We start from the raw sequence: 17,074 nt of genomic DNA on the forward strand, positions 1-17,074 counted from the left end.
CCATTTCTCACTCCTCGGACAATTCACGTACTGCCCGAATCGCAATTTCTACTTCTTCCTTTGTGTTGAAATGAGAAAAACTAAAGCGAACCGCCCCCTGCTCTGCATTTTGTAGGGATTCATGCATCAGTGGAGCGCAGTGTCCTCCCGCTCTTGTAGAAATACCATACGACATCAAAAGTTCATCACTAACCTCTGCCGAATCATAATCATACAAATTAAATGAGACAATCGGACATCTCTCTCTTTTAGAAAAATCTCCATATATGGTCACTCCCGGGATTTCCTTGATACCATCATAAAACTGCCAGGCTCTCTGCAATGCAATCTCTCTAATTGCGTCAATCCCTTTTTCTTCCACATACTTTAACGCTGCATTGAGTCCTGCGATCCCATGGCCATTTAAAGTTCCTGCCTCCAGTGCTGTCGGCATCTGTTCCGGATGATTGTGATTGTAAGTATCAACCCCGCTCCCACCTCGTTTCAGCGGTCTGATCCTTATGCCATCCCTCACATAGATTCCGCCAGTTCCTTGCGGACCATACAAACTCTTATGCCCGGTAAAACAAAGCACATCAATCCCCATCTTCTGTGCATCTATCGGAAATACACCTGCTGTTTGAGATGCATCTACAATAAATAACAGCTTATGCGCTTTCGCAATCTTCCCGATTCGTTCAATATCATTGAGATTTCCCGTAAGATTCGAACCATGCGTGCAAATAATTGCTTTTGTCTCTTGTCTCACCGCCGCTTCCAGCATATCATATGAAATATTACCAGCCTCGTCAGCCGGCAAAATCGTTAATGTCGCTCCCGCCTGCTGTCGTTCATATAATGGTCTGAGAACCGAATTATGTTCCATCACCGTTGTGATCACATGATCTCCGGGATTGATCAGCCCTTGGATCGCAATGTTCAGACTTTCCGTTGCATTGCTTGTAAAGGCAATCTGCTTTGGATTCTCTGCATGAAACATTCTTCCAAGGCGTTCCCTCGTATCATAAATAACTCTCGCTGCATCCAACGACGCCTCCGTACTTCCTCTTCCTGCATTACCAAGATGATTTATTGCCTGTACGATCGCTTCTGCCACTTCCGGTGGCTTAGGCAGTGTGGTTGCTGCATTGTCCATATAAATCGTATGTTTTTCCATTGTTTATCCTCTTGTTTTTCTCTAAAAATATTATACTACCTAAAATTTTTTCAGTCTAATTGAAACCTATAATAAATGAAAGAACTTATAGATTTTTTCTATAAGTTCTTTCGCGTTTTTCGATACTATTTTTTTAGATATATCCACTTTTCGTCTGCTTCCCTCACCGTACCGATTCGCGAAGCTCTCGTTTCCAGACCATGTGCTTCAAATGCATTCATAATATCATCTGCATACTCCGGTGCCACACTAATCAGCAGACCTCCTGAAGTCTGCGGGTCATAGAGAAGATCAATATCCGTCTCTGTTGCATCACCTGTATCTACCATATAACCGGAATATTCCCTATTCTTATAAGAACCTGCCGGCACGAGTCCCATCTGCGCAAGCTCCACGGCTCCGTCAATATATGCTACATCATCCACATAAATGTCAAAGCTCACCTCACTTGCCGATGCCATCTCCGCACAATGTCCCAGCAAACCAAAACCGGTTACATCCGTACAGGCTGATATTGGATACTTTTCAATCACTTCTTTTGCCTTTTTATTTAAAGAAGACATTACTTTAATTGCTTCCTGCATCGAATTTTCCGAAGCCATCTCTGCTTTCACTGCTGTGTTTACTACTCCGCTTCCGATTGGCTTGGTCAAAATCAATGCATCCCCCGGTCTGCAACCATAATTTTTAAATATTTTTTTCGGATGCACAAACCCGGAAACACACAATCCATACTTCGGTTCATTATCCTGAACAGAATGTCCTCCTACAAGAACAGCTCCCGCTTCTTTTACCTTGTCTGCACCACCTCTTAATATATCTGCAAGGATAGACGGATCAAGGCAATTTGGAAATCCAACGACATTCAAAGCAATCTTTGGCTCTCCGCCCATTGCGTAGACATCACTAAGTGAGTTTGCTGCTGCGATCTGGCCAAACGTATACGGATCATCTACTACCGGTGTAAAAAAATCCACCGTCTGTATCATTGCGATTTCATCTGTAATTTTATAAATTGCGGCATCATCCGATGTCTCAATTCCTACCAGGAGATTCTCATCCTGGAATTTTGGCAGCTTACCCAGAACCTGGGCAAGGGTCTCAGGACCGATTTTAGCCGCTCATCCGGCGGTATTCGTCATCTGAGTGAGTCTGATCTCATCTCTCGTTTTCATTCCATTTCCTCCCCTCTGCTTATGGACGAAGAATTTTGTCTGCATTATTCATAGTTTCTACAATACTATACATATTTGTCACAGTTCCAACCTGGAGTTTTTCTTTCAGTCCATAGTAGTCAAGGCAAGTTCCACATGTCATAATCTCAACGCCCTGTGCTTCCAAGGTTTTCAAATCTTCCAACGATTCAGAACCCTCTGTTGTGATTTTTGCACCACCATTATAAAATAAAATTGTCTTTGGAAGTTCTTCTAGCTGTGTCAGTGCAAAAATAAATCCTTTAATTAAAACTTTGCCAAGATCTTCTTTCCCTTCACCCATATGATCTGCTGCAATCACAACAACTGTATTTCTTCTGCTGTCAGGTATGCATGTAACCGGTGCAGCTTCTGTATCCTTCGCAACTGCGCCGCTAAGCTGAATCGTAACCTTAAATTCTTTTTCAGCTAATTTTTCCGATGTTACTGTTCCCCCTGAACTCTGTGCCATCTTTGTCACATTCTGAACCGCAATCTCATTATCAACCAATACTTCAATTGTCTCTGCACCGGTTACTTTCTGTATTGCTTTTTTTGTTTTTATAACTGGAATCGGGCATGCATCGCCCATTGCATTTACTGTAATCATATCATTTTCTCCCTTCTTTTGGCGGATACGTGTGGGAATCGAACCCACCCAAGACGTTCCACACGCCTCACACTGGTTTTGAAGACCAGGGGACACACCAGCTGCCCAGCCGCACCCAGATTAAAGCAATTCGTTCAACTTGAATATATCGAATGCACTATCTCTTAGTATATACTGTTTTCTGTGAAAATTCTAGTTACTGTTCACAGTAAGTGTGACCATCAACACATTCTATTGAATGTTTCCGCTATTTTCATCATCTTTTTCACAGCCTTTGTGCGAGGATATTCTTTATTATATACGACATACAATTTTCGAACCCTCTTTTTTTCTCCCAGCGGATATGCCAGAACATTCTCCCATTTCAAATCCTCCGCTGCTGCAAGCTTTGAAATGATTGTTACACCAATTCCTTTTTTTACAGATTGTTTTATCACCTCCGTATTTTCCATATTTGCAACTACGTTTAGTTTTCGAATATCAATCCCTTCCCGCTTTAATTGCTTTTCTGCCTCTTTTCTTGTTCCGGAACCTTGCTCCCTCATTATAATTGGAACTCGTTCCAGCCACTCTATCCCGGTTTCTGTCTCCTTTATCTGACGATATTTCTCGTTGTTTGGCATGACAATAATCAATTCATCATCAAAAAACGGAACATATTCACAAGATTTCTTATCTAATATCGTTCCCGTAAATCCAATATCTACCGTACGCTCCGAAACAGCCCTTATCACCCCGGCACTATCCGACTCAACCAATTCAAACTGTTCCTTCGGATACATACTACTGTAACGACTTAATATGTCCGGCAAGAGATACTGTGCCGGAATCGTGGAAGCAGCAATCTTAATACATGAATTAGAAGCTACATCACTGTCAAAAGCCTCATATATCAATTGTTCCAGATTCAACATCTGTCTTGCATATTGATATAGCTTTTCCCCCTCATCTGTAAGACCTACTTCTCTTGTATTTCGCAAAAACAATTTGATATTCAATTCTTTCTCCAGTGCGGAAACATGCGCACTGACCGTTGGCTGCGTCAGATACAGTTCTCGCGCTGCTTTTGAAAAGCTGCGCTTTTCTGCCACATTCACAAACGCCTCTAACTGTTTTAAATTCATTTCTGCTTCTTATCCTTTTCCTTTATCTTTTTCTGTCATTGCTTCAAATCCTGCAACTGTTCAGCATATCTTGTATACTGCCTACAATATAAGGAATCTGTTCTTCCTCTATCGTCCGCATATCCATAGCCCAGATACCGTTTATCATTCTCCCGATAATCGGTGTCGGCAAAGCTCGCATTCTCTTTTCCATCTCTGATGCCGAACATATTTCCGAACGTATTGCAACTGCTGTACTGGAAATCTTTTCAAGCGGAAGCGCCCCTCCGCCAATCTGCGACTCACAATCTTCTAACACGATCTGAGCAGGAAGCTTGTGCTGTTCTAACTGAGATTTCAACTTTTGTGCGCGCTGTTTCACAGTATCTGGCATCTCAGATATCATCTTTAAGACAGGTATCCTCTGCATCGCTCTCTCTTCCGATAAATATTCCTCGAGTGTCATCTCCAATGCAGCTGTAGTAAATTTATCCACGCGCAATGCACGTGTCAGTGGAGCCTTCTTCATCTTATCGATATAACATTTTCTGCCGACTATGATTCCTGCCTGCGGACCGCCCAACAACTTATCACCACTAAAGCAAACAACATCTGCACCGCCGCAGATTGCCTCCTGTACCATCGGCTCATGAGAAATACCATACTTACTTAAATCAACCAATGCTCCACTTCCCAAATCTTCGATTATCGGAATCTCATGCTCTTTCGCAATTGCTTTCAACTCTGGTACCGCAACAGATTCCGTAAAGCCGACAATCTGATAATTGCTTGTATGGACCTTGAGAATAGCCTTTGTCTCTTCCGTGATTGCTTTCTCATAATCTGACAGATGTGTTTTATTTGTCGTACCGACCTCAACCAAAACCGCACCGCTTTGCTCCATCACATCCGGTATGCGGAACTTTCCGCCAATCTCCACCAGTTCTCCTCGCGACACGATCACCTCGCCTGATTTTGCAAGCGTACTCAGACACAAAAGAACTGCCGCCGCATTATTATTTACAACAAGGGCTGCCTCTGCACCTGTCAGACGGCAAAGCAAGGATTCAAAATGTGCATTCCTCTCTCCTCTCTCTCCTCGTTGCAGATCATACTCCAGATTGGAATATTCCGCTGCGATCACAGCCAGTCTTTCTGCATGTTCTCGATTAAGTGGCGCTCGCCCCAGGTTCGTGTGTAAAATAGTACCTGTTCCATTAATAACACTTCGTATATTCGGTGTATACAGCAGTTCCATGCTTTTACTGATACTATCCGGCAACTGCTCAACCGCCTTTAACACGTCTGTCTCATCCACAGATTCTCCAATCAGGATACGAACTCGTTCCAGTTCATCCTGTACAACACGCTTGACACAGGATCTGCCATATCGTTCTTCTAATTTTCGAATCCCATCCTCTTCTAACAAAACATCTACCTTCGGGATTCTGCGATACAGCTGATTCTTATCCATAATTTTCGAATATCCTCCTTGTGTCTTTTTATTTATCTTATATAGTATCAACTTTTCACATAAAAAGAAAGGACATATGGGAATATCTTACAGAAAATTTCCAAGCTTTCAATATGAACTAGTTCTTTTCTCTCGGTCATGCTATAATAAGTCCACGATAATATTTTAGATTTTATTTCAATAAATTCAGAAAGGATTATATTTATGTGGATTGCAGATAATTGGAAAGATTATGAAGTGATAGATTGTTCAAAGGGTGAAAAATTAGAGAGATGGGGCGACTATATTTTGGTTCGTCCAGACCCACAGGTCATCTGGGACACTCCGAAAAATGATTACGGATGGAAGCACCGCAACGGACATTATCATCGCAGTAAAAAAGGTGGCGGAGAGTGGGAATTCTTTGATCTTCCACAACAATGGCAGATTCATTACGGTTCTCTGACATTTAACCTGAAGCCATTCAACTTTAAACATACAGGACTTTTCCCTGAACAGGCAGCAAACTGGGACTGGTTTTCTGATATCATTAAAAAAGCAAACCGTCCTGTAAAGGTATTAAACCTTTTTGCATACACAGGAGGAGCTACACTTGCCGCTGCCGCTGCAGGAGCTCAGGTTACTCATGTTGACGCTTCAAAAGGTATGGTCGGATGGGCTAAAGAGAATGCTGTATCTTCAGGACTTGGCGATGCTCCTATCCGTTGGCTTGTAGACGACTGTGTCAAATTTGTAGAACGTGAGATCCGCCGTGGCAATACTTACGATGCCATCATTATGGACCCGCCTTCTTATGGACGTGGCCCAAAAGGCGAGATTTGGAAGATTGAAGACATGATTCATCCATTGATCAAGCTTTGTACTAAAATCTTATCAAAGGATGCCATTTTCTTCCTTGTGAATTCATATACAACCGGTCTTGCTCCTGCCGTATTAACTTACATGATCGCAACAGAACTCAAGGCATGGAACGGACACGTAGAATCTCAGGAAATCGGACTCCCGGTTAAAAACACCGGTCTGGTACTTCCTTGCGGAGCATCCGGACGCTGGCAGAGAGATTAAATACTATTTATTCAGGAGATTTACTCATGAGCAAACACTTAGTAATTGCAGAAAAACCTTCAGTAGCGCGGGACATTGCCCGCGTTCTTCACTGTAATAAAAAAACCACTAATTATATTGAAGGAAATGATTATGTTGTAACCTGGGCACTCGGCCATCTTGTCACATTGGCAGACCCGGAAGAATATGGAAAAGAATATCAAACATGGAGTATGGATACTTTGCCGATGCTCCCGGAGTACTGGAAACTGGTAGTCATCAAGCAGACCGGAAAACAGTATCATGCAATCAAGGATCTCATTTACCGAAAAGATATCAGCGATATCATTATCGCTACAGATGCCGGACGTGAAGGTGAACTTGTTGCCCGCTGGATTCTTGAGAAAGCAAACAATAAAAAACCACTAAAGAGACTCTGGATTTCTTCCGTTACAGATAAGGCCATTCTGGATGGATTTGCCCACCTTAAACCAGGAAAAAGCTACGAGCCTCTTTATCATGCAGCTGTCGCACGTGCCGAATCCGACTGGATCGTTGGCATCAATGCCACACGTGCACTGACATGTAAATATAATGCCCAGCTCTCCTGCGGCCGCGTCCAGACACCTACACTCGCCATGATTGCTGCCAGAGAACAGGAGATCCGCTCTTTCAAGCAAAAATCCTACTACGGATTAAAAGCCATTGCAGACGGAATCACATTTACATGGACGGATAAAAAGTCGCATTCTCCTCGCACTTTTGACAAGGAAAGATTACAGAAACTCCAATCTTCCGGGAAAAATGATTTCGTGATTACAGATATTCAGAAAAAGGAAAAACATTCTTTCTCACCGGCACTTTATGACCTGACTGCATTACAGCAAGAGGCGAATCAGCGCTATGGTTATTCCGCAAAGCAAACGCTGAATATCATGCAGCGGCTCTACGAGAATCACAAGGTTCTTACTTATCCAAGAACAGATTCCCGTTACCTGACCGAAGATATGGTTGGCACATTAAAAGAGCGTCTTCAGTCCTGTGCTGTCGGACCTTACAAACGCGTTGCTTTAAAGCTCGCAAGCAAACCGATCAAGGCAAACAAATCTTTTGTAAATAATAAAAAAGTAAGTGACCATCATGCGATCATTCCAACTGAACAATTTGTACAGCTGGAAAATATGAGCAACGAAGAGCGTAAAATTTATGATATGGTCGTGCGTCGTTTCCTTGCCGTTCTTTGCCCGGCTTCCGAATACGAAGACACCACCGTCACCGCTTCATACAATAATGAAACATTTCTCGCAAAAGGAACTATTTACAAGACTCCTGGCTGGCGCGAGGTTTATGAAGACAGCAATTATTCTGATGTCGACTGTGATGAAGAGGAACTTCCTATGCAGGCTGCCTCGGATTCCTTAATGAAATTAAAATCCGGCATGCAGCTTTGTGTAAAAACATTTACCATTACAGAAGGAAAAACAAAGCCACCGGCATATTTTACAGAAGGTACTTTAATCGCTGCAATGGAAAACCCGGTGAAATATCTCGCAAACCGAGATAAAACAATCGTAAAAACGCTCGGTGAGACCGGTGGACTTGGAACAGTTGCAACCAGAGCCGATATCATCGAAAAACTATTTAACAGTTTTCTCATGGAGAAGAAGGGAAATGAAATCCACATCACTTCTAAAGGAAAACAGCTTTTGGAACTTGTACCGGAAGATTTGAAGAAACCTGAGCTTACAGCATCCTGGGAATTACGCCTTCAGGCCATAGCCAAAGGAACGCAGTCTGACAAACAATTTATGGATGAAATCCAGAATTATACAAAACAGTTGATTTCCGAGATCAAATCTGCCAACGGAACCTTCCGCCACGATAATATGACTCGTACAAAATGTCCTGACTGTGGGAAATTTATGCTGGAGGTAAATGGAAAACACGGTAAGATGCTCGTGTGTCAGGATCGTGAATGTGGCCACCGCGAAACCATTTCCCGGCATACAAACGCCCGATGTCCTGTATGCCATAAGAAAATGGATTTAATTGGAAAAGGAGATGGGCAGCGATTTGTCTGTGTATGCGGTCACAAAGAAAAGCTAAGTGCCTTTGAAGAACGCAAAAAGAAAGAGGGAAAAGGTGCCAACAAACGAGATGTAAATCAGTATTTAAAAAAGCAGGCAAAAGAAGCAAAAGAGCCAATCAATAACGCATTTGCGGAAGCATTTGCAAAATTGAAGCTGTGATATTGACTACATTTTATCAATTGTTGACTTTGCCAAATTCAGTCCATATAATCAAATTTAAGAGACATTTTTACAATAACGTCGCGACTACTAAGGGGGCTATACTATGTATGACGTAAATTCAAAACATGCTGATGACTTTATCAATCACGAGGAGATTTTAGACACACTTGCCTATGCAGACGAGAACAAGCACAACGAGGCTATGATTAACTCTTTGATTGAGAAGGCAAAGCTTAGAAAAGGACTGTCACACCGAGAAGCGTCTGTTCTTCTTGCTTGTGATATTGAAGAAAAAAATCAGGAGATTTATAAACTGGCTGAACAGATCAAGAAAGATTTTTATGGAAATCGTATCGTTATGTTTGCGCCGCTTTATTTATCAAATTATTGTGTCAATGGCTGCACCTACTGTCCATATCATATGAAGAACAAGCATATTGCAAGAAAGAAGCTTACTCAGGATGAGATCCGCAAGGAAGTGATCGCTCTACAGGATATGGGACACAAACGTCTGGCTTTAGAAGCCGGAGAAGATCCGGTACATAACACAATGGATTATTATCTGGAATGTATTAAGACTATCTATAGCATTAAGCATAAGAATGGTGCTATCCGTCGTGTCAATATCAATATTGCGGCAACAACTGTTGACAATTACCGCTTGTTGAAAGAAGCCGGCATCGGAACTTATATCTTATTCCAGGAAACTTATCATAAAGAAAGCTATCTGGAATTGCATCCGACAGGACCAAAACATGATTATGACTACCACACAGAGGCTATGGATCGTGCTATGGAAGGTGGCATTGACGATGTCGGAATCGGTGTACTCTTTGGTCTGGACAAATATCGTTACGAATTTGCAGGTCTTTTGATGCATGCTGAACACCTTGAAGCAGCATTTGGGGTTGGACCTCATACGATCAGTGTTCCTCGACTCCGTCATGCAGATGATATTGATGCAGATTCTTTTGATAACGGAATTGATGACGATACATTTGCCAAGATCGTTGCCTGCATCCGAATTGCCGTACCTTACACAGGTATGATTATTTCTACAAGAGAAAGTCAGAAGACAAGAGAACGTGTTCTTCATCTCGGTGTCTCTCAGATCAGTGGCGGTTCTAGGACAAGTGTCGGCGGCTATGCTGAGCCGGAACCGGACGATGCCAAATCAGAACAGTTTGACGTCATCGATACACGTACATTGGACGAAGTTGTCAAATGGCTGATGGAACTTGGTTATATTCCAAGCTTCTGTACTGCATGTTATCGCGAAGGACGTACCGGTGACCGTTTTATGTCACTGTGCAAGAGTGGACAGATTCAGAACTGCTGCCATCCGAATGCATTGATGACATTGAAAGAATATTTAATGGATTACGCAAGTCCTGCCACCAAAGCAATCGGTGATAAACTCATCGAAAGAGAAGTGTTCAATGTACCAAACGAAAAGGCTCGTGCAGTTGTGCGTGAAAATCTCCGATTGATTGAAGAAAATAATCGCCGCGATTTCCGTTTTTAGGAGAATTATTATGAGTTTAAATGCAACACCTTCTTCCAACCGTATCCATATTGGAATTTTTGGCAGACGCAACGCTGGAAAATCCAGCATTATCAATGCAATCACAGGACAGAATCTGGCCATCGTATCAGATGTAAAAGGTACTACTACAGATCCTGTCCTCAAGGCTATGGAACTGTTACCTCTCGGTCCTGTGGTTATTATCGATACTCCCGGACTTGATGATATCGGGGAACTCGGAGAACTTCGAATCCAAAAAGCATATCAGATGCTAAACAAAACCGATATCGCTGTTCTTGTTATCGACAGCACTCTCGGTGCCACAGTTGAAGATTTAAATATTCTTACTCGTATTATAGATAAACATATACCCTATATCGTTGTATGGAATAAGTGTGATATATCCAAAACTGATGTGCCATCCTCACTGCCAGATACCGTTTCTCCGAAACAATGTATCTCTGTCAGTGCGAAAACAAATACGAATATCCACGAACTAAAAGAATTAATTGCCGCACAGCTTCCTCAAACTATAAATGAGAAACACATCGTCGGTGATTTAATAAAACCTCTGGATACTGTGGTTCTGGTTATCCCGATTGATTCCTCTGCTCCTAAGGGAAGATTAATTCTCCCACAGCAGCAAACCATTCGCGACCTGCTAGAATCCAATGCAATTTCTATCGTAGTAAAAGAAACTGAATTAGAGGACACACTCAAAAAATTGCCAGCTCCTCCACAGCTTGTCATAACAGATAGCCAGGCATTCAAAAAAGTAGCTGCAATCGTACCTAAAGATGTACCTCTCACTTCATTTTCAATTTTGTTTGCACGATATAAAGGCAATTTAAAAACAGTTGTAAACGGAGCACACACTTTAGATTCTCTGCAAGATGAAGACATCCTTCTCATATCAGAAGGATGCACACATCACAGACAATGCGAAGATATCGGTACGGTCAAACTGCCAAACTGGATTCGAAGCTATACCGGCAAAGATATTCAATTTGAATTCACAAGTGGAACAGAATTTCCAACAGATTTAAGTAAATATCGTATGATCATTCATTGTGGTGGATGTACACTAAATGAAAGAGAAATGAAATACCGGCTGCAATGTGCCGAAGATCAGAATATTCCTATTACCAATTACGGAACAGCGATTGCACATATGAATGGGATATTAGAGCGAAGTATTGAAATTTTTTGAGGTTAGGGATGCCAATGGCATCAACCCCCGTCCCAAAGCCAGAAAACTCCGTCCCCAATGGCCTCCTTTTCACTCCTGTAGTTCTTTATCTACAATTTCCCAGTATCCATTCTTTGGCGAGCCATATCTTATAAGTATACCATACTCTTTTAATTTCTTAATATTGTTCTCAATATTTCGACTGGCAACCCCGATCTTTTCAGCTAACTTAACTGCTGATAATTGATGATCTTCTAAAAGCAACTTGATAATCTTTTGCTGTGTATCATTGAGGTCCATTCTCCACTCTACCTCCGATGTTCCTCCGATGCTTCTCCGATGTTTTCTTTTTCATTTGTCATCGGAAATGAACTACGGAACAACTCTACCCGAAACATGTTATCAAATTCCTGAAATCTCGGTTTCGGAAGTCCATACTCTTCTGCCGCATTAAAGATTCTTTTTATTCCGCTTCCCCATGCCTCTACAAGTCCCATCTGGCTGAATATATTGGCAAAAGCTACAATTGTTTTCATGTACTTTTCACTCTTATCAAATAAGGATACCTTGTACTCAATATTTTTTGATTCCCCGGAAAACTGCAAAAACATAGTATCTTCACTTTTTTCTCCTTTTTTCCTACTTTTAGATTTCTTTCTTGAAAAAAACATAAAAAAATAGAGCATATAGATGGATTTTTCTACATGCTCTAACGCTTTTTACAAATACTTGAAAATTTTTACTTCCCTTCCAATTTTTTTGCCAGCACAAAATTAAACAAAAATGCTACTGTCACTATTAAAATACATATTATCGTAATCCACGCTGGTACTTTCATATCAAATTGAACTCTTAGCAACAAAGAAATTGCTAAAAATATACCTCCTATAATCTCTATAAAATCTAGGATCCTTTTTTGCATCATCTGAATTTTTTCCCTTTCTTTTACCCTATCAAACTTCCATATTCCATATTTTGATTGGATATCTGTGATATCTTCATCAGATATAAGTTCATCCAAAGTGACTCCAAGCTCCATTGCTAACTTTTTTGCTGTAATTAGATCTGGACATCTTGAACCGTTCTCCCATCGGCATATAGTTTGTCGTGATACGTACAGTTTATCGGCAAGTTGTTGTTGTGTATATTTTTTTTCTTCTCTGATTTTTTTAATGTTATCATTTAAAGCCATACTTCTTACCTCTCTTTCATTCATATCATATAATGATACCATTAAAAAAGAAAGAACCAGCATGGTTTTCCTATGTTTCCACTTTGGTAACATAGAAATTTTCTTAATTAATGATTTCAATTTGTCTTATTTCATCCTCTGTTACATCAATCCGAAACATCTCAAACTCTGTATCTTTTGAAAATGTCAGATTATGATTCAGACCAAATAGGGACGGAGTTTTCTGGCTTTTTTGCTCGCAAAAAAAGCCAGAAAACTCCGTCCCTAACTGACACTATTTACAAAACTCAAATGCTACATAATACACATAATCATTTTTTGAAAGAAAATCTGTTTGACTGTTTATAAAGTCATCTAAAGTTGGAACACTCATTTCGTCATCATCATAAACAAAAGCAATAAGCGGCTGTTGCTTATTGTATCTGATGTCTATAACATTTTTTATTTCAGTTGCTGCTCTGCCATAATATTCTCGATTCTCTACATTTTCTAAAATAGGAATTTCAGTTGACAACTTACTTCCATCTCCGGAAACAATTAATTTAATTACGTAATTATCGAAATCCGGCACCATTACAATTTCACCACTTTTTGGCGAAGCAATATCTTCAAACCCCATTTCAACTTTATCCTGATTACTTAATTTTCCTGATTCGTATTGATAAATATATACTCTGAGTTTTTTATATTCATCCGTTGTGATAAATTTGTAAACAAATGCTCCATCTGGTCCAGCAAGTAATTCTGCCGTCTGCATTTCTATGCTATCCTTTGCAATAGGAGAAATATAATTCTGTGGTTTTTTCAACTGGTATATGATAAATCCGATTACTGATACCGCACAAATAGATATAACTAATAATATACATTTCATAATCTTTAGACATTTCTGTTTATTTATATTGTCTCTGATTATTTCAATAATATTTGTTTCTGACTTCTGAATTATATTCTCTTGGGCTATATCTTCTCCAGCCAGAAACTCATTGAGGCTAATACCAAGAATTGAACAAAGTTCCTTATAAACAGATACATCCGGAAGGCAAACTCCTCGCTCCCATTTAGAAACAGACTTATCGCTCATAACTAATTTTTCTGCCAGTTGCTTTTGTGTCATCCCCAATGACTTTCGCTTACCTGCAATGTATTTTCCAATTTTAATAAGATCCATTCAGCTACCTCCCTTTTTATTTTAATCGTACTCTATTTCAGAGAAAAAACACACCCCTCAGAAGTAGAATTTGTTAGGGAACCAGTTAGTAGACTAGTTTGGGACGGGATTGTACGATATCGGCTTCATACCACTTGTTTTCCAGTACCATTTTTGCCAGCTTTTGACGATGCAGGAGCTTTTTGAAACTGTCATAATAAAAGTGGTAATATAGAAAGCGACCAATGCACAAACATCCGTCGCTATCCCTATGATTATGAAATTGTCAAACTGAATTTTACTGGATTGTTATTTACCTATCAATTCCGTAATATCAATATTGGCCTTATATTTTTGTTTTACTCCTGGTGAAGTAGTAAAAAATGATACATATTTTCCATTACTATAAATGGTGATCTCATTTATATCATCGTCTGTATCTTGCTTCGTAGTATTGCAATATAATTCTAAGGTATATATAGGACTGATGTTTTTATCTATATTCTCTACTTTTTCCCAATTTTCAATATCTAAGATAGCATTGACCTTATCTATACTACTTTTATCTCCATATTTTGTTATCAGCTCGCCACTTTGGGAATCATGTATCTCTATTGATACCACAGAGTTTAATATAAAATCTGCATAGTCTTTTGTAGTATCACTAAGCCTTTTGTCATTGACGTAAATAAAGGAAAATAAAGCAATAACAATAACGATTAAACCGATTATAATACCTATATAGAATGGTTGTTTTTTTATCTTCTTATCAATATCTTTTACCATATGAAAATCTCCTTTCAGCAAAACATCAAGAGAGACATTAAACTCATCACTAATTTTTACTAATGTAGATAAATCTGGATAGCTCTTTTCGTTCTCCCAATTTGAAACCGTTTGCCTTGTTACATTAAAGACTTTTGCAAAAGCTTCTTGTGTCAGCCCTCGTTCCTTTCTGATTTGTGCAATTGCCTGACCTAATTGCATATTCCTACCTCCTTACAATTACATTTTTATCTATAATCGCTAAAATAACAAGCAATGAGCTTTTTCCATTGCTATTTTTTTACGCAAATATTCTTTGCTTTTTCATTTTATGGTATTTTTCATATACAATACGAAAGATAAAATCTAAGTGTTTTTTCATTTCCACATTATAACAGCTACATATATCCATTACAACGAAAATCTAGGTATCAGTTTATTTTTTCGGCTGTCCCTGCGGAGCATGGTTCTGTGGGTTTCCTGCGTTCTGATTGCTTTTATTCTTCAAGACAATATCCTCTGCCTTTACATACCAGTCCACAGCTACACTCGTATAAGTTTTTCGTGATACCGCATCAGCTACAGGATTGACAAGCTCCACGACTGCATTATAAGGAGACCAAAGAGGCCATTGGGGACGGGGTTATCCGGCTTTTTTGCAAGCAAAAAGCCGGATAACCCCGTCCCCAATGGCCTCTAAACTCCGTCCCTATTTGGTCTCAGTAATCAATATATCCATCAATCGGTCTTGTATACATGCTATCATCTGTCACAAGCTTGAATCTGTCATCTGCATATTTATCACTCCACCCATTTGTAGCTTTATATATTTTATCTTTCTCCGTATCATAAATTCTCTCAAAACCAAGCGTTGCATCGCTCTGCTTCTGACGAATAATATCATCGCTTGTATTTCTTGTTTCCCAGGAAGACATAATCATATCAGATGTATCACTCAATGTCTGACTCAGCTGTCTGGAATTCGCCACTGTCTCATTGCTCTGTGCAATCGCATTACTGACAAAAGCATCTGTAAAGTCGATACTAGCAAGGCACTGACACAAAATACTTTCCCAGTCAATAAAACTGTTTTCTTCTGCAGTGACTGCCATGATATTGTACGCCATATAATAACCTGTATCAAATCCAAACATCCACGATGCATCCTGCAGATTTCCTGAAAAATCTACAACATCCGCCGTAAACATTCCTTCTCCTCTTCTTCCGCTTTCATCCGTGAAACTTGCACGTAGCAATGCAGGATTAATTGCAATAGATTTCATATTCGAATTACTTTCAAACGCCTCCATCACAGTAAAATCATGGAACCTTGGAAATGTATATCCATAATAAGATGGTTCATCTTTCTCCGCAAACGATGCATAGCTTGAGAAAATCTGATAGAAATTTTCTGTGGACGGATTCTCCAACGCCGGTGCGTCTGCCATAATATAATAGTTTCCGCCATACATTTGTTGGGATTGTTCATAATAACCTTTGCTATTTGCATCATGCATCAGTGGCATTGCTTTTAAAAGTACAAATACTTGATTGACCGGGTTCTGTGGATCGTATGCACAAAGACTAAAGGCCATCCCATCACCTCCGGAATTTACCACCCAGCCTGTTGGAAGTTTCATACTGAATTCTGAAGTCTGATAATCTTCCAATACAACCTGTTCTGCCGCTGTAGGAATAACTTTAATTTTCTCTTGCTGCGATTCTTCTTTCTTCTGATAATCTTCCATCTGACCTTTTACCTCTCCTTGCGCGTTCTCACTTGACGAGATTTCTTTTGCAATTTTCCATAGTTCCTCATCGCCTTGAACATAATAAGCATCATTTCCAATTACCAGATGGTGCTGATTGAACGCAAATGTAAATGCCTGCGCTGTTCGCAGAGTAAAAATAAAAATATCATCATAATCAGATGCTCTCTCTTCTGTCTTTTCCAATACTTCCACTTTACAAAGTGCCTGAAATAGTTTGTTGATCTGCTTTTTGTCTTCCAGAATAAATTTTTCCGACACCTCATGGTTCTTCTGATAAATCATTGTTACAATTTCTAATGCATCAAAGGACTCTGCAAAGTTCTGGACTTCCAGATCATAGCATGAAAAAATCTCTTTTCCCGCTGATTTTGTTTTTTCACTTCCACAAGCACATACAGAAACTACCATAATTGCTGCTAAACTCAATGCAATAAACTTTTTCATTTTGCTCGTCCTCCCTCTTTCATGATTGGGCCAATAACGTATTTCTCACACGGTCTTATCTCAACCTCTTTACCTTATAAATATCTACAATCATTAATTAAATGTATATAAGGGAAGTCCGCCAAAATGGAAAAGAAACAAATATCTTTCCTTAGACAGAAAAAGGGTGCCGGTGGGGACGGGGTTTAGAGGCCATTGGGGACGG

The 17,074-nt window shown here is 39.9% G+C and carries 15 protein-coding genes, 1 tRNA gene and 2 pseudogenes; 4 read left to right on the top strand and 14 right to left on the bottom strand.

The annotated features are described in order from the left end of the window. Window positions 1–7 precede the first annotated feature (7 nt). The 6 genes from LQE94_RS14970 to selA all read right to left on the bottom strand — a co-directional run bounded on the left by LQE94_RS14970 (window position 8) and on the right by selA (window position 5,536). Window positions 8–1,156: an aminotransferase class V-fold PLP-dependent enzyme gene (locus LQE94_RS14970; protein WP_240578052.1), complete on the bottom strand. Its 1,149-nt coding sequence runs from the start codon at window positions 1,154–1,156 to the stop codon at window positions 8–10. A gap of 125 nt (window positions 1,157–1,281) precedes the next feature. Continuing rightward, window positions 1,282–2,331 (bottom strand): selenide, water dikinase SelD, encoded by a 1,050-nt coding sequence (gene selD / locus LQE94_RS14975; RefSeq protein WP_240578053.1) that lies wholly within the window; start codon window positions 2,329–2,331, stop codon window positions 1,282–1,284. Between the two features lie 19 nt (window positions 2,332–2,350). Then, window positions 2,351–2,959 (bottom strand): sulfurtransferase-like selenium metabolism protein YedF, encoded by a 609-nt coding sequence (yedF, locus tag LQE94_RS14980; RefSeq protein ID WP_118737271.1) that lies wholly within the window; start codon window positions 2,957–2,959, stop codon window positions 2,351–2,353. A 19-nt stretch (window positions 2,960–2,978) separates the two neighbouring features. Continuing rightward, window positions 2,979–3,076: transfer RNA gene (locus LQE94_RS14985), tRNA-Sec, on the bottom strand. 104 nt (window positions 3,077–3,180) lie between these two features. Further along, window positions 3,181–4,083 (bottom strand): selenium metabolism-associated LysR family transcriptional regulator, encoded by a 903-nt coding sequence (locus LQE94_RS14990; protein ID WP_118725090.1) that lies wholly within the window; start codon window positions 4,081–4,083, stop codon window positions 3,181–3,183. A gap of 43 nt (window positions 4,084–4,126) precedes the next feature. Beyond that, the gene (selA, locus tag LQE94_RS14995; RefSeq protein ID WP_240578054.1) at window positions 4,127–5,536 is read right to left on the bottom strand and encodes an L-seryl-tRNA(Sec) selenium transferase; all 1,410 of its coding nucleotides are present in this window, start codon (window positions 5,534–5,536) and stop codon (window positions 4,127–4,129) included. A 204-nt stretch (window positions 5,537–5,740) separates the two neighbouring features. On the opposite strand from selA, the gene LQE94_RS15000 reads away from it, so the two are divergent. The 4 genes from LQE94_RS15000 to hydF all read left to right on the top strand — a co-directional run bounded on the left by LQE94_RS15000 (window position 5,741) and on the right by hydF (window position 11,567). After that, the gene (locus LQE94_RS15000) at window positions 5,741–6,601 is read left to right on the top strand and encodes a class I SAM-dependent methyltransferase (RefSeq protein WP_118725092.1); all 861 of its coding nucleotides are present in this window, start codon (window positions 5,741–5,743) and stop codon (window positions 6,599–6,601) included. Window positions 6,602–6,627: 26 nt separating this feature from the next. Beyond that, entirely contained in the window at window positions 6,628–8,829 is a 2,202-nt protein-coding gene (locus LQE94_RS15005; RefSeq protein WP_240578055.1) for a DNA topoisomerase III, read from the top strand. Between the two features lie 106 nt (window positions 8,830–8,935). Continuing rightward, window positions 8,936–10,357 carry a [FeFe] hydrogenase H-cluster radical SAM maturase HydG gene (gene hydG / locus LQE94_RS15010; RefSeq protein ID WP_240578056.1) on the top strand — a complete coding sequence of 474 codons (1,422 nt, stop codon included), beginning with the start codon at window positions 8,936–8,938 and terminating at the stop codon, window positions 10,355–10,357. A gap of 10 nt (window positions 10,358–10,367) precedes the next feature. Continuing rightward, window positions 10,368–11,567: a [FeFe] hydrogenase H-cluster maturation GTPase HydF gene (hydF, locus tag LQE94_RS15015; protein ID WP_240578057.1), complete on the top strand. Its 1,200-nt coding sequence runs from the start codon at window positions 10,368–10,370 to the stop codon at window positions 11,565–11,567. A 69-nt stretch (window positions 11,568–11,636) separates the two neighbouring features. On the opposite strand, the gene LQE94_RS15020 is transcribed toward hydF, so the two are convergent. From LQE94_RS15020 to LQE94_RS15055, 8 genes and pseudogenes are all read right to left on the bottom strand, one after another. Then, window positions 11,637–11,846 carry a helix-turn-helix domain-containing protein gene (locus tag LQE94_RS15020; RefSeq protein WP_240578058.1) on the bottom strand — a complete coding sequence of 70 codons (210 nt, stop codon included), beginning with the start codon at window positions 11,844–11,846 and terminating at the stop codon, window positions 11,637–11,639. Window positions 11,847–11,854: 8 nt separating this feature from the next. Next, window positions 11,855–12,082, bottom strand: coding sequence for an ATP-binding protein (locus LQE94_RS15025; protein WP_240578059.1), 228 nt, complete (start codon window positions 12,080–12,082; stop codon window positions 11,855–11,857). Between the two features lie 203 nt (window positions 12,083–12,285). Then, on the bottom strand, window positions 12,286–12,858 hold the full coding sequence (locus LQE94_RS15030) for a helix-turn-helix transcriptional regulator (protein ID WP_240578060.1): 573 nt from the start codon (window positions 12,856–12,858) through the stop codon (window positions 12,286–12,288). A gap of 154 nt (window positions 12,859–13,012) precedes the next feature. Then, window positions 13,013–13,909: a helix-turn-helix domain-containing protein gene (locus tag LQE94_RS15035; RefSeq protein WP_240578061.1), complete on the bottom strand. Its 897-nt coding sequence runs from the start codon at window positions 13,907–13,909 to the stop codon at window positions 13,013–13,015. 109 nt (window positions 13,910–14,018) lie between these two features. Then, a pseudogene (locus LQE94_RS15040) lies at window positions 14,019–14,173 on the bottom strand (ATP-binding protein); the annotation flags it as partial. A gap of 24 nt (window positions 14,174–14,197) precedes the next feature. Next, window positions 14,198–14,875, bottom strand: coding sequence for a helix-turn-helix transcriptional regulator (locus LQE94_RS15045; RefSeq protein ID WP_240578062.1), 678 nt, complete (start codon window positions 14,873–14,875; stop codon window positions 14,198–14,200). A 214-nt stretch (window positions 14,876–15,089) separates the two neighbouring features. After that, window positions 15,090–15,281: pseudogene (locus tag LQE94_RS15050) on the bottom strand (DUF961 family protein); the annotation flags it as partial. Between the two features lie 91 nt (window positions 15,282–15,372). Further along, window positions 15,373–16,869: a hypothetical protein gene (locus tag LQE94_RS15055; RefSeq protein ID WP_240578063.1), complete on the bottom strand. Its 1,497-nt coding sequence runs from the start codon at window positions 16,867–16,869 to the stop codon at window positions 15,373–15,375. Window positions 16,870–17,074 lie beyond the last annotated feature (205 nt).

The organism is Mediterraneibacter sp. NSJ-151 (assembly GCF_022487435.1).
GTDB lineage: Bacteria > Bacillota > Clostridia > Lachnospirales > Lachnospiraceae > Schaedlerella > Schaedlerella hominis.